The sequence below is a fragment of the Halomonas dongshanensis genome (assembly GCF_024790395.1).
Classification (GTDB): domain Bacteria; phylum Pseudomonadota; class Gammaproteobacteria; order Pseudomonadales; family Halomonadaceae; genus Vreelandella; species Vreelandella dongshanensis.
Genome location: NZ_JAJISC010000002.1, coordinates 563392 through 577304 on the forward strand (window position 1 = coordinate 563392; position 13913 = coordinate 577304).

The following is a 13913-nucleotide window of genomic DNA, read 5'->3' on the forward strand; positions in this document are numbered from 1 at the left end:
TCTTAGAACTCGTCCTGCCGTTTTGGCGCGTGGGCGGGAAGGGAGGGCGAGGGATAACCCTCCGCCGTGCGCTGGATGCGGAAATGGGAGACCCGCTGGCGAAGCGCCTGGCTGAGCTGAGAGAGCGACTGCGTCGCGCTGTTGCTGTCTTGCACCAGCCCCGCGTTTTGCTGGGTCATCTGATCCATTTGGGTGACGGCGAGATTGACTTGCTCGATACCATTACTCTGCTCGATGGTCGCCGCCGAGATCTCTTTCACCAAGGTGCTCAGCTGGTGAATGTCGTCCACCATGGCGGTGATAGTGTCGCCCGTTTGGCGGACCTGCTGAGTGCCGGTGTCGATCTGGGTATCGGAGGCTTCGATCAGGCCTTTGATCTCCTGCGCGGCCGAAGCCGAACGGCTAGCCAGTTGGCGTACCTCGTTGGCGACAACGGCAAAGCCACGGCCTTGTTCGCCCGCGCGGGCAGCCTCCACCGAGGCGTTGAGCGCCAGGATGTTGGTTTGGAACGCAATGGCATCGATGGTGTTGATGATGCTGGTCATCTTGCTCGCGCTTTCGTTGATCTGCGCCATCGTTTGAATGACCGATGCCATGGCGGCGTTGCCGCGCTGGGCGCTCTCGGCAGTCTGGGTAGCGAGCTTGCGCGCGTGGTCGGCGTGCTCGGCATTCTGCTGCACCGTAGCGGTCAGCTCCTCCATGCTGGATGCCGTCTCGGCTAGTGAGGCGGCCTGCTGCTCGGTGCGCGTGGAGAGCTCCTGGTTAACGCCGACAATACTCTCGACGGCGCCATTGACCTGGTCGGCGCCGTGATGAATTTCACCGATGGTATGGCCTAAGTTCTCGCGCATGCGCTCGATGTCGAACAGCAGGCTGGCGCGGTCGTTGGCCGAAAGGTGGGTGTCGCGGGTCAAGTCGCCATCGGCAATATGGCGTACGACGCTAGCGGCGTAGCGCGGGTCGCCGCCTAGGCGCCGAGAGACGTCGCGAATCACCCAGCCCATCAATAGTGATACCGGCACACCGATGATCAGCAGGGTGATGAAGGCGCGCAGCAGGTTATGCAGAAATTCGGTGTTGATATCGTCGACGTAGACTCCGGCGCCAAAGGCCCAGCCCCACTGGGGAAGGTAGCCGAGATAGCCGATCTTGGGCGACTGCTCTTCACCGTTCAGGCGGCGTGAGTAGTAGTCGATATGGCCGCCGTTGTGGGCGGCGGCGAGAAAGTCGTGATAAAGCCGAGCGCCGCCCGCATCGACGTAGCCACTCATGTCATCACCGGCCGGACGGTTAGGGTGTGAGACGATTTTGAGGTCATCATCGAAGGCGAAGACGTACTCGTTTTGGCCGAACCTGATGTTGGCCAAGGCATCTATGGCCCGCGTTTGGGCGTCCTCGAGGCTCAACTCGCCAGCCAGCTCGCGACGTGCCAGCGCCTCGAGCTGGCTGGCAAGTCCGGTAACGACATGCTCGATGCTGGTGCGGCGCTCCTTCTCGATGGTTTGGCGGTTCTCCCAGGCGAGCCAGCCGACCAGCATCAGCATGGCCACCCAGATGATGCCGAGCGTACTCCAGAGCCGTTGGTTGGTAGTCAATCGCGTCATGGTCTTCCTTTATCATTACGCCGGAATGGCGCGTGCAAGTTCTGGCATATCGGCAGAACGCAAGAAGACCTTAGGCTAATTTTCCTAATTATTATTTTTTTCGTCCACGGGCTCGATCATGGCCTCCCAACCGGGTGCATCGGGGAGCCCCTGAATACGCACGATACGTAAGCCCGTCGGCGTTTCGCGCTGGTAGGCCAGCGTTGGGGTGGCATGCAGGCCCAGCGCATCGAAGAGCTGATTATTGTGGTAAACCTGCTCTTCGATGGCGCGCGGCTGGGCGCTGGCCTCGATGGGTGTACCACTTTCATGCGCGTTGAGCGCCGCTTCGGGGTCCTCGGCGGCCAGCAACGAGGCCGCCTGAGCGGGGCTTTGCGGCGCCATGAAGCCCACCATGATATGGCGCAGTTGCAAGCGCCCTTCGGCAACGGCGGGGCGCGTGCGCTGCCAAAACTCGCGGCAGTAGGGGCAGTTGGGGTCGGTGAAAAGGTAGACGAGCCGAGGGGCTTCGGGGTCGCCATCCTGAATCCAGTGGCTCGCTTCGAGCAGGCGCCAGGTCTCGGCTTCCAGTGGTACGCGCAGGTGCGTATCGAGCTCATTCGCGCTTACGTCATTGCCATTGGCATCCGTAAGCGTGCCGACGATGGCGTGTTCACCGTCAGGTAGCAGGTAAACCGCCGTTTCGCGCCCCTGGTCGAGGGCGCCATAGCCGGTGAGTCCGCTGGGGGCATCGAAAGCGCCGTAGATTTCGATACCTTGGTGCTTTAGCGCCTCGATGGGCGGCGGCAGCGGCTCTTCGGCAACGCTGCTGCCAACCATCCAGAGCAGTGTGAGCGCGGGCCAGGTGCGCCTTATCGCTGCTCTCTCCATAACCGCTTTTATCACTGTTTGCTGTGTTTTCGCTTCTTGCATCACCGCTCCTTGGGTATTCATCCTGTGGCGTCGCCGTCAAGCGTATCACGCTGCTGCAACGAGCCAGCGGATAGCATACGGCGGCAGCGACGTTTGGGCGGCCCAGTCGAGGTTTGGGTCGAGCGACTGCCAGGTGTGGGTGTTAAGCATTTCGCTTACGGCCTCGCCCGTCTCGGTGAGCTCGATGGGGCGATCGGTGACGTTGAAGAGCGCCAAAAGACGCCGACCGTTTGTGAGCGGGCCACGCTCGATGGCGAGAAGCTCCGCTGGCGCGGGCAGCGCGCGCTGGGCCGCGCGAGGGTGAAAGCAGGGCTCTTCGCGGCGTAGTTCGAGTAGCCGACACAGGGCGCCGAAGATGTCATGGGTCGGCGTGAACGGCGTATCGAGCAGCAGCGCCAACTCGTCGAACTGCCAGCGGCGACGGTTGATCGAGCGCAAGCGCCCGCTTCGCTCCACGCCCTCGACGTCGTTGAGCGTCGCGGTCAATGAGTGCAAATAGAGCGCAGGAATGCCCTGGAGCGTGAGCATGATGGCTTGGCTACACAGAAAGCGCGCTTTTTGCCACGGATCCGGCCCGCGGCGCGTGCCACGCATCGCCTCGAACCAGGTGATGTTGATCTCGTAAGGCGTGTCGGTGCCGTCGGCGTTGCTGCGCATGCTGACGAAACCGCCGAAGCGGTGCATCAGTTCGAGCAAGGCATCACGCTCGTGATCGGGAAGCCAACCCTCCAGCGGGCGCACGCCAATACCGTCGTGGCTGGCGGTGAAGTTCAGGTAGGTGCACTGCTCAGGCAGTACTGGCAGACTTTCGAGCCAGCGCTGCAGCGTCGTCGCTTCGCCACGGGTCAGGGTGTGCAGCAAAAGCGGTGGCAGGGGGAACTGGTAGATCATGTGGGCTTCGTCGGGCGCGCCTTTAGGCAGGCGTTCGAGGCCGAAGTAGCTCATATTTTCAGCGTGAGGCACGTTGGTCTCGGTGATCAACAGCGTTCCAGGGGCCACCTCGTCGACGATGGCGCGCATAAGGCGCACCACAGTGTGGGTTTCTGGCAGATGGATGCAGGCGGTACCCAGCCGTTTCCATAAAAAGGCCACGGCGTCGAGGCGAACGATGCGCACGCCCTGCTGAAGATAGAAGAGCAGAATGCCGACGAACTCGAGCAGCACGTCCGGGTTTTCGAAGTTGAGATCGAGCTGGTCCTCCGAAAAGGTCGCCCACAGATGGCGCGTGCCGCGACGCGTCGAGACCGGGACCAGCAGCGGCGTGCTGCGTGGGCGCACCACCTGGGAAACATCGGTATCGGGGTCGGCCTCGATGAAATAGTCGCGCCCGGGAAGGCTGCCGCTCAGGTAGTCGACGAACCATAGCGACTCGCGGGAGACGTGATTCAACACCAAATCTGCCATCAGGTCGTAGTGCGAGGCGAGGTGACGGATGTGTGACCAGTCGCCGAGCTCGGCGTTGACCTCACGGTAGTGAATCACCGAGAAGCCGTCGTCGCTGCTCCAGGGAAAGAAAGGGAGCACGTGGACGCCGCTGATGCGTTCGCCCAGGCGCTGACGCAAAAAATCGTCGAGTACGGCCAGCGGCGCGCGCTCACCGTCGATGATCGAGTCGCCATAGGTGATGACCCACTGATCCTTCTCGCTCCAAGTCGGTGCGCGGCGCTTCTCCCCTGTGTCATCTAACGCGGAGCTTGGCGAGGCGCTGCGAAAGTTGCTCAGATGCTGGGTAAAGCGGCGCTGCACTTCGCCTGCGCGTTCGCCATAGAGGTGGTGGAGGTAGTCGAAAACGGTCTGGTCGAAAGAGGCCATCACCTGTCCTTATAAAAGAGTCGTTATAAAAGGTCGTTATAAAAGGGGCGTTGAAGGGCGTGATACGCGGGCGTATCACGCACGACGCGGTTAAACGCTGCAGATTGTGTGCCATATGGATACAATGTTAGATCAATGCCGCTCTTGCGGCTGATTCGCGCTAAACGGATCGAGCCAACGAAACAGGTGACGACACTACAGGTTGACCCGATATGCATTGCCCCTTTTGTGGTGCCCAAGATACCCGCGTAACCGACTCGCGTCTGGTTGCCGAAGGCGACCAAGTACGCCGTCGGCGCCAATGTGCCCAGTGTCACGAGCGTTTCACCACCTATGAAACGGCGGAGTTAGTGATGCCCCGGGTGGTCAAGTCCGACGGCTCGCGTGAAACCTTCGATGAAGCCAAGCTGCGCGCGGGCATGCTGCGCGCGCTGGAAAAACGCCCCGTGAGTGCCGAGGCGATCGAAGCCGCGGTAGAGCGGATCCGCCAGACGCTGCGCGCGCGCGGTGAGCGTGAAGTCAACGCTCGGGAAATCGGCGAAGCCGTCATGCGCGCGCTGCGTACCCTCGATCAGGTCGCCTATATTCGTTTTGCCTCCGTTTACCGCAAGTTTCAAGACCTCGACGAGTTTCGCGCCGAGATCGACCGCCTGGCCAAAGAGCCGGAAAGCGACGCGGCCACGGGGGCCGCTTCTCGTGCCACACCCGAAGAAGGCTCGGCCTCATGAGCCCCGTTTTTAGCGTCGACGATCACCGCCATATGGCGCGCGCGCTCAAGCTCGCCGAGCGCGGCCTCTACACCACCGATCCCAACCCGCGGGTTGGCTGCGTGATCGTTCGTGAGGGGCACGCGGTGGGAGAGGGCGCGCACTTGCGCGCGGGTGAACCCCACGCCGAAATTCATGCCCTTAATGCCGCTGGCGAGAAGGCTCGCGGCGCCACGGCGTACGTCACGCTCGAGCCCTGTTCGCACTATGGCCGCACTGGCCCGTGCGCGCTGGCGCTCTGCGAAGCTGGTGTCGCGCGAGTGGTGATGGCCATGGTCGATCCCAATCCACAGGTCAGCGGGCGCGGCATCCGCATGCTGAAAGAGGCGGGAGTCGAGGTGGCGGTAGGTCTTTTGGAAGCCGATGCGCGCGCGCTCAACCCAGGCTTCATTGCCCGCATGCGCGATGGCCGCCCCTTCGTGCGTCTCAAAATGGCCATGAGTTTGGATGGCCGCACCGCCATGGGCTCGGGAGAGTCGCAGTGGATTACCGGCCCCGAAGCGCGCACCCAGGTGCAGCGCCTGCGTGCGCGCTCGAGCGCCATCCTGAGCGGGGTCGAGTCACTGATCATGGATGACTCGCGGCTCACGCTGCGCGCCGAGCAGTTGAACCTCGATAACGCCGATGAGATCGTCATCCGCCAACCGCTTCGGGTGATTCTCGACTCGCGCCTGCGGCTGCCCCTGGCGGCGGCCTGTTTGAGCGAGCCGGGGCGTACGCTGGTGCTGACTACCGAAGAGCACAGCGCGGAGAAACGCCGCAAGCTCGAAGCGGCGGGCGCCGAGATTCAGGTGATGCCGAGCGACGCTGCTGGCCGCGTCGCGTTGCGCGATGTGCTTGCGTGGCTTGCGAAAAACGAGCAGGTCAACGAGTTGCTGGTCGAGACGGGCGCGACGCTGGCGGGCGCTTTGCTCGACGCCGAGCTTGTCGACGAACTGCAGCTGTTCGTCGCGCCAACGCTATTGGGCGGCGAGGCCCGGCCACTGTTTGCGCTGCCTGGGCTTACCCGCATGGCCGACCAGCGGCGGTTGTGCGTCAACGACATGCGCGCCGTCGGGCGCGACTGGCGAATCATCGCGACCCCGCTGCCGACTAGCGCGAGCGTCGATAGCAAGGTACCCTGACGCGCGAAATCGCATCCACTGCGACTACTTTTTTGGAGACTCCATGGCGCACTCCGCTTCCGGGGGCATCGCTCCCATCGCCGAGCTGATCGACGATATTCGCCAGGGCAAGATGGTGATCCTCATGGACGATGAGGATCGAGAAAACGAAGGCGATATCATTATGGCCGCCGAAAAAGTGCGTGCCGAGGACATCAACTTCATGGCGCGTCATGCGCGTGGGCTAATCTGCCTGCCGATGACCCGCGAGCGCTGTGCGCAGCTCAATCTGCCGCTCATGGTGCGCGACAACGGCTCGGGCTTTGGTACCAAGTTCACCCTGTCGATCGAAGCGACCGAGGGCGTGACCACGGGCATTTCTGCGGCCGATCGCGCGCGCACCGTACAGGCGGCGGTCGCCCCGCACGCCAAACCGACCGACATCGTCCAGCCGGGACACATCTTTCCGCTGATGGCCGAGCCCGGCGGCGTGCTGCGTCGGGCTGGGCACACCGAAGCGGCCTGCGATCTCGCTGCACTTGCCGGGCTCGACCCGAGCGGAGTGATCTGTGAGGTGATGAACGATGACGGCAGTATGGCGCGCCGTGCCGAGCTCGAGGCCTTCGCCCGCGAGCACGGCTTGAAGATGGGCACCATCGCCGACTTGATCGACTACCGCATCGTCAACGAGCAGACCATCGATCATCTCGAAGCCACGCCGCTTACCACCGTGCACGGCGAGTTCGTCCTGCACGTGTTCAAAGATCGTATTCAGGGCGCCCATCATCTGGCCCTGGTAAAAGGCGAGCCCAAGGCCAATGTGCCGACGACGGTACGCGTGCATGTCGCCGATGCCCTGCGCGACGTGCTCGGCATGCTCAAGGGCGATGACCTACGTTGGGACGCGCATCGCGCGCTGGCCGAGATCGCCAGCGCCGAGAGTGGCGTGTTCGTGCTGCTCGACGATGGGCGTCCGCGCCAGGATCTCAAACAGCAGCTCGATGTCTTTCTCGACCGCGTGGCCACACCCCGCGGCAACGACTCCGACGGTTCGGGTAACTACTTGACCATTGGCACCGGCTCGCAGATTCTGCGCCACCTCGGCGTAGGTCAGATGCAGCTGCTTAGCTCGCCTTGGAAATTTTCCGCGCTTTCCGGGTTCGGTCTCGAAGTGGTCGAGCGCAAGATTCCCGATAGCGCGCAGCAAGCGCCTCTTTCTCAGCAGGAATAGATCATGCAATCCCTTTCTCAAGTCGAAGGCTCATTCGTGGATGTCGATGGCCGCTACGTCATCGTCGTTGGTCGGTTCAACCATCACGTGGTCGATAGCCTGGTGGAAGGCGCCGTCGATAGCTTGGTGCGCCACGGCGTCGATCCCGACAACGTCCATATCGTTCACGTTCCCGGTGCTTGGGAGCTGCCGCTGGCGGTCAAGCGCGTGCTGAAAACCGTCAAGCCCGATGCCGTCATTGCGCTTGGGGCGGTCATTCGTGGCGGCACGCCGCACTTCGAATACGTGGCTGGCGGCTGCAACGCGGCGATCAATAATCTCCAGCTCGAGTTCGAGACCCCCATCGCCAACGGCGTGCTGACGGTCGAATCCATCGAGCAGGCGATCGAGCGCGCGGGTACCAAAGCCGGTAACAAGGGCACCGAAGCGGCCATGGCCGCGATGGAAATGGTGTCTCTGCTGCGCGCGCTCTCCTCAGGAGAGGTGTCATGAGCGAGCGCAGCACCCGCAAGCCCTCCGCCGCCCAGCAGGCGCGCCATGCTGCGCGCGAGCTGGCGGTACAGGGACTTTATCAGTGGCAGATGACCGGCAAGACCATCACCACCATCGAAGCCGAGTTCAGAAGCCAGCTACCGGACGACGACCTGGAAGCCCACGAAAACTGGGCCAAGGTCATGGAGATCGCCGATAAGGCGCTGTTCCACGAGCTTTTGCATAACACCGTGCGGTTCAAGAGCGAGCTCGATCGCGATATTTCGCCGCTTTTGGATCGTCGCCTCGAAGACCTCGACGCCATCGAACTCGCCATCCTGCGTTTGGGTGCCTACGAGCTGTCACGCCGTATGGAAGTTCCCTACCGCGTGGTGATCAACGAAGGCGTGGAGCTGGCCAAATCCTTTGGCGCTACCGATGGCCACAAGTACGTCAACGGCATTCTCGATAAGCTGGCCATTCGCTTGAGAAGCGCTGAGGTCAGCGCTGAGCGTCGCCGCTGAGCGGCGCTGGGTTAAGGGATCTTCGTGCTAGCCGAATTTGACCTGATTCAGCGCTATTTCACCCGTGCAGCCGATACGACCCACGGCGTAGCGCTGGGCGTTGGTGACGATGCCACCTTGCTCACGCCAACTCCCGGCCAGCAGCTGGTGGTGAGCGTCGACACCTCGGTGGTCGACGTTCACTTTCCTGCTGATGCGCCTGCGCGGGCGATCGGCCACCGCGCCTTGGCAGTGGCCCTGAGCGATTTGGCCGCCATGGGCGCCAGCGCACGCTGGACCTTGATGGCGTTGACGCTGAACGAGGTTGGAGGGCACGCTGACGCCGACGATGCGCTTATTGAAGCGTGGCTTCACGACTACGCCGAGGGGTTTCATGCCCTCTGCGCGCGTCATGGTGCTGCGCTTGTCGGTGGCGACGTGACGCGTGGGGCCCTGACCATCGGCGTGACGGTGATGGGCGAGGTACCAAGCAATGACGCCCTAACCCGCGCCGGGGCACGTCCGGGCGACATCTTGGCCGTAACCGGGGCGCTCGGCGGGGGTGCCGGGGGGCTTGCACTTTGGCAGCGCGGCGAGCGCGATCTAGCGCATCCGCTGCTGAAACGTTATCTGCTTCCCGAGCCACGCTTGGCTGCAGGGCGCGCGCTGCGCGGGCTTGCAAGCGCCGCCTTGGATATCTCCGATGGTCTTTTGGCCGATCTCGCTCACCTGCTTAAGGCCTCCCAGGTAGGTGCCGCACTCGAGCTCGACGCGCTGCCTTTGGCCGAGGGGCTCGAGCAAGCGCTGGGGGAGGAGGCCGCGCGTACGGCTGCGCTCTCCGGGGGAGACGACTACGAACTGCTGGTTGCGCTGCCCCCAACGCAGTGGTCGACGGCTTGCCAGCGCTTGAGCGCGCAGGGAATGACGCTGACCGCCATTGGCCGCTGTACGAATACTCTCGGCCTCACCGGCGTACCCGCCGGTGTGCGTACCGGGTGGCAACACTTTCATCGGGAGGCGCCATGAATCGAGCTCCGGCTAGCGTATGGCGACGCCCCACGCACTTTTTTGCCTTCGGCCTTGGTAGTGGAACCGTGCCTTGGGCACCGGGTACCTTTGGTACCCTGGCGGCCATTCCCTTTTATTGGCTGATGGCCGATCTGCCATTGGGATGGTATCTCGGCTTGGTCTTCGTTGCCTTCATCGTTGGCGTTTGGCTCTGTGACAAGACCTCGCACGACCTTGGGGTGCACGATCATTCGGGCATCGTTTGGGATGAGTTCGTCGGCTACTGGCTGACCATGGCCGCCGTGCCGTTCTCCTGGGAGGCGGCGCTTTGGGGCTTCGTGGTCTTTCGCATCTTCGACGTGTTCAAACCCTGGCCGATTCGCTGGGCCGATCGCCGTGTGGCAGGGGGCTTTGGCATCATGATCGACGACATCATGGCGGGCATCTACGCCTGGAGTACGCTGCATCTGTGGTACTGGCTACATTGACCAGATGCGGTATCGACCCCTGGTGCGGTTGATAGCGTTGAAGTGAGGTAGGGAATAGGGTTTGATAGCGACTCCTTAGCGCGATGCCACAAGGAAGGTGTTGCGGTGGGATATTTCGACAACGTTGGGGGGGGGCGGCGCGGCCCACCTCGAAAGTAGCGGGAGCGGCTATGCGCAAGGAACGTCTGATCGTCCCCATCCTTACGACGCTGGCGGTGCTTTGGATGGCGGCCCAATTGCTCTCCAGCATCCTCTTCGAGCGCAGCCTGACTCAGGCCCTCGAAGATCTCGAAGCCCGCGGCGAATGGCGCGTAACGCGAACCGATAACCGCCAGGGCTGGCTCAACTCCCACGGCACGCTACTGCTTTCGCCGCTTCTGGGGCGCCCTTGGCGGCTGGAGTTGACCTATCACGCCCGTCATGGGCTGTTGAGTACCGATGTCGAAGGCACGCTGCTGCCGCTGTTGGATTCAGCGCTACAGCGCGCCGTGGGCGAGGTCAGCGCACCTTCCATTCCGCGCTGGAACGGGCGCTATCATACCTTGAGCGGGCAAAGCGAGCTGCGCCTGTCGCTTGCGCCTTTCATCATTCAGCAAAACGGTCGCGAACTCGAAGTCCAGGGGGCGCGCGTGCGCTTGGAAGGTCTCTTTGGCGACTGGCGGCTGCGCCTCATGCTCGATCGACTAACGCTTACCGATGGCCTATCGAGTTTGACGTTGGGGCCGACGACCCTGCAAAGCCGCTACACCTACATCGACGATGCCTATCACTTCAGTCAGTACGATCACCTCACCATCGATACCCTGAATCTGGTCTATCCGGCTTTCGAGTTGAGCGCCGCGCCCATCGATGTGATTAGCCGCACCACCCTCGACGAGCAGGAGCTGCGCATCAATGGCGAGCTCACGCTGGGTGACGTATTAGTGCCCTCCGAGGCGCCGGAAACGCCGCTGCTGCGTGGCCACGCCGAGATGGAGCTTTCGCGCCTGAATGCCGATGCGGTACGCGGCATCATTACGCGGCTGCGCCAGGAGGCTGCCTGGGGTGATGACAGCATGCCCATGGCCGAGGGGTTGCTGGCGCGCTTGGCGCCCAACCTACGTGAGCTGTTCAAGGACTCGCCGCGGCTGGACGTATCGACGCTAACGCTTGATAGTCCGCTTCTGGGCATTGAGCTTGCCGCCGACGGCGCGCTCTTCTTCGATGCACGGCGGCTGGAAGCGCTCGATGCCGCTAAGCTTGGCGACGATGCAGAACAGGCGCGCTGGCGTCGCCGCCTGGATGGCGACTTCATCTGGCACGATGCTCCGCCGGTGGTGGCGCTGTGGCTAGGGCTGCCGCTGGGCACCAAGGAGCTGCAGTTCGATATCGTTCAGGGCCAGTGGCGGGTCAATGGTCGCCCGCTGCCAGCGCTACTGCCATAGTGCGCAGCGCACGCGCCTGTCTCTAAAGGCATGGGCGTGAGGGTTGAACTTTGCCGTGTTTGCCCACATTCCATGGATCATGCCGCGCGGTGTAAACCGCCGTACACTCCATGGAGGGCGCATGAGCGACCACGATTTCGATCACGATACAGACCACGACGGCTGGCACGCCGGTAACAATGCCTCGCAGAACGACGACTATCGCTCCGACGGCGAACAGGTAAATTCACTCGTACCCGCCAGCGAGATGCTGCCCGAGCGCATCTATCTTCTGCCCATTCACAACCGCCCCTTTTTCCCCGCCCAGGTGCAGCCGCTGGTGATCAACCGTGAGCGTTGGGAAGAGACCATGCGCCGGGTCGGCAATACGCCGCATCATACCATCGGGGTTGCTTTTGTCGGTGAACAAGGCATCGATTCGCTCGATCACGAAGGCTTTCCAGCGATCGGTACGGCGGTCAAGGTACACAAGCTGAAAAGCGAAGAGCAGCAGATTCAGTTCATCGCCCAGGGCATGCAGCGCTTCAAAATTCAACGGTGGCTCTCCAAAGAGCCACCGTATCTGGTCGAAGTCACCTACCCCAAGGAGCCGGTAGACGCCGAGGACGAAGAGACGCGTGCCTACGCCATGGCGATCATCAACGGCATCAAGGAGCTGTTGCCGATCAACCCGCTCTACGGCGAAGAGCTCAAGCACTACCTCAACCGCTTCAGCCCCCACCAGCCGGGGCCCTTGACCGATTTTGCAGCCGCCATCACCTCGGCGAAGGGGCCAGAGCTTCAGGATGTCTTAACCACCTTGCCGGTGGCCGAACGCATGCAGAAAGTACTGCCGCTGCTGCGTAAAGAGATCGACGTGGCCATGCTGCAAAGCGAGATCAGCGAGCAGGTCAACGCCCAGATGCAGGAGCGTCAGCGCGAGTTTTTCCTGCGCGAGCAGTTGAAGGTGATTCAGCGCGAGCTGGGCATCTCCAAGGGCGATCGTGAAAACGACGTCGATACCTTCCGCAAACGCTTGGAAACCTTGACCGTGCCCGAGCACGTGCAAGAGAGACTCGACGAAGAACTCAACAAGCTCAGCGTATTGGAGACCGGTTCGCCCGAATATGGCACCACGCGTAACTATCTCGATTGGCTCACCTCGCTGCCCTGGGGCGTTACCAGCGAGGACCAGCTCGATTTGGGGCATGCGCGTAAGGTGCTCGACCGCGACCACGACGGCCTGAAAGACGTCAAAGAGCGCATCGTCGAGTTTCTCGCCGAAGGCGCGTTCAAGGGTGACGTGGGCGGCTCCATCGTGCTACTGGTCGGCCCGCCCGGGGTGGGCAAGACCTCGGTAGGCCGCTCCATTGCCGAGGCGCTGGGGCGCAAGTTCTACCGCTTCTCGGTCGGCGGCATGCGTGACGAGGCGGAGATCAAGGGCCATCGGCGCACTTACATTGGCGCCATGCCGGGCAAGCTGGTGCAGGCGTTCAAAGAGGTCAAGGTCGAAAACCCAGTGATCATGCTCGACGAGATCGATAAGCTCGGCCAGTCGTTCCAGGGCGACCCCGCCTCGGCGCTGCTCGAAGTGCTCGACCCCGAGCAAAACATCGATTTCCTCGATCACTACCTCGACGTGCGTATGGATCTCTCCAAGGTGCTCTTCGTTTGCACGGCGAATACGCTGGACTCGATCCCTGGGCCGCTTCTCGATCGTATGGAGCAGATTCGGCTCTCTGGCTACATTGCCGAAGAGAAGCTTCTGATCGCCAAGCACCACCTCTGGCCCAAGCTGCTCAAACGCGACAACCTCTCCAAGCAGCAGATCAACCTCTCCGATGCGGCGCTCAAGCAGGTCATCGAAGGTTATGCCCGCGAAGCCGGGGTGCGTCAGTTGGAGAAGCAACTGCACCGCATCGTGCGCAAGGCGGCGGTCAAACTGCTGGAAGAGGAGGCTCGAACGGTCAAGATCTCGGTGAAAAACCTCGAGGAGTACCTGGGTGCCCCGATGTTTCGCAAGGAGAAAGTGCTCAAGGGCGAGGGCGTGGTCACAGGACTTGCCTGGACCTCCATGGGCGGGGCGACGCTACCTATCGAAGCGGGCAAGGTGCATACCCTCGATCGCGGTTTCAAGCTCACCGGCAAGCTTGGCGACGTCATGCAGGAGTCGGCCAATATCGCCTATAGCTACGTCCAGGGGCACTTGAAGGAGTATGGCGCCAAGGCGGACTTTTTCGACAAAGCCTTCGTCCACCTTCACGTTCCCGAAGGCGCCACGCCCAAGGATGGCCCCTCTGCCGGGGTGACCATGACCACGGCGCTGCTGTCGTTGGCCAAAGGACAAGCCATCGGGCGGCCCTTGGCTATGACCGGCGAGCTCACCCTAACGGGGCAGGTGCTGCCCGTAGGCGGCATTCGTGAAAAGGTCATCGCCGCCCGGCGCAGCGAAATCTTCGAGGTCATCCTGCCCGAAGCCAACCGCCGCGACTTCGATGAGCTTCCCGACTACCTCAAAGAGGGCATGACGGTTCATTTTGCCCACCGCTATAAGGACGTGGCCAACGTCGTCTTCTCTAAATAACCTAATTCTAATGTAAACATAGCGCCG

General features: G+C 62.2%; 12 protein-coding genes. 9 read left to right on the forward strand and 3 right to left on the reverse strand.

Features of this window, described 5'->3' with window-relative positions:
* Positions 1-2 precede the first annotated feature (2 nt).
* From LLY24_RS06035 to LLY24_RS06045, 3 genes are all read right to left on the reverse strand, one after another.
* Positions 3-1604: a methyl-accepting chemotaxis protein gene (locus LLY24_RS06035; RefSeq protein WP_259035383.1), complete on the reverse strand. Its 1602-nt coding sequence runs from the start codon at positions 1602-1604 to the stop codon at positions 3-5.
* An 84-nt stretch (positions 1605-1688) separates the two neighbouring features.
* Positions 1689-2516 (reverse strand): thiol:disulfide interchange protein DsbG, encoded by an 828-nt coding sequence (dsbG, locus tag LLY24_RS06040; protein WP_259035384.1) that lies wholly within the window; start codon positions 2514-2516, stop codon positions 1689-1691.
* 45 nt (positions 2517-2561) lie between these two features.
* Positions 2562-4328 carry a sugar phosphorylase gene (locus LLY24_RS06045; RefSeq protein ID WP_259035385.1) on the reverse strand — a complete coding sequence of 589 codons (1767 nt, stop codon included), beginning with the start codon at positions 4326-4328 and terminating at the stop codon, positions 2562-2564.
* A gap of 212 nt (positions 4329-4540) precedes the next feature.
* Between LLY24_RS06045 and nrdR the strand changes: the two genes are divergently transcribed.
* From nrdR to lon, 9 genes are all read left to right on the forward strand, one after another.
* The gene (gene nrdR / locus LLY24_RS06050) at positions 4541-5056 is read left to right on the forward strand and encodes a transcriptional regulator NrdR (protein WP_259035386.1); all 516 of its coding nucleotides are present in this window, start codon (positions 4541-4543) and stop codon (positions 5054-5056) included.
* Positions 5053-6219: a bifunctional diaminohydroxyphosphoribosylaminopyrimidine deaminase/5-amino-6-(5-phosphoribosylamino)uracil reductase RibD gene (ribD, locus tag LLY24_RS06055; protein WP_259035387.1), complete on the forward strand. Its 1167-nt coding sequence runs from the start codon at positions 5053-5055 to the stop codon at positions 6217-6219. The genes nrdR and ribD overlap by 4 nt, the downstream gene beginning before the upstream one ends.
* 43 nt (positions 6220-6262) lie before the next feature.
* Positions 6263-7429, forward strand: coding sequence for a bifunctional 3,4-dihydroxy-2-butanone-4-phosphate synthase/GTP cyclohydrolase II (gene ribBA, locus LLY24_RS06060; protein WP_259035388.1), 1167 nt, complete (start codon positions 6263-6265; stop codon positions 7427-7429).
* A gap of 3 nt (positions 7430-7432) precedes the next feature.
* Complete coding sequence (gene ribH, locus LLY24_RS06065; protein ID WP_259035389.1) at positions 7433-7921, forward strand: 6,7-dimethyl-8-ribityllumazine synthase; 489 nt, start codon at positions 7433-7435, stop codon at positions 7919-7921.
* Positions 7918-8424 (forward strand): transcription antitermination factor NusB, encoded by a 507-nt coding sequence (gene nusB, locus LLY24_RS06070; protein ID WP_259035390.1) that lies wholly within the window; start codon positions 7918-7920, stop codon positions 8422-8424. The genes ribH and nusB overlap by 4 nt, the downstream gene beginning before the upstream one ends.
* Before the next feature lie 24 nt (positions 8425-8448).
* Complete coding sequence (gene thiL / locus LLY24_RS06075) at positions 8449-9429, forward strand: thiamine-phosphate kinase (RefSeq protein ID WP_259035391.1); 981 nt, start codon at positions 8449-8451, stop codon at positions 9427-9429.
* Positions 9426-9899: a phosphatidylglycerophosphatase A family protein gene (locus LLY24_RS06080; RefSeq protein ID WP_259035392.1), complete on the forward strand. Its 474-nt coding sequence runs from the start codon at positions 9426-9428 to the stop codon at positions 9897-9899. Before thiL ends, LLY24_RS06080 begins: the two co-directional genes overlap by 4 nt.
* A 170-nt stretch (positions 9900-10069) precedes the next feature.
* Positions 10070-11323: a DUF945 family protein gene (locus tag LLY24_RS06085; protein WP_259035393.1), complete on the forward strand. Its 1254-nt coding sequence runs from the start codon at positions 10070-10072 to the stop codon at positions 11321-11323.
* Positions 11324-11444: 121 nt separating this feature from the next.
* Positions 11445-13886, forward strand: coding sequence for an endopeptidase La (gene lon, locus LLY24_RS06090; protein WP_259035394.1), 2442 nt, complete (start codon positions 11445-11447; stop codon positions 13884-13886).
* The last annotated feature ends 27 nt before the right edge of the window (positions 13887-13913 follow it).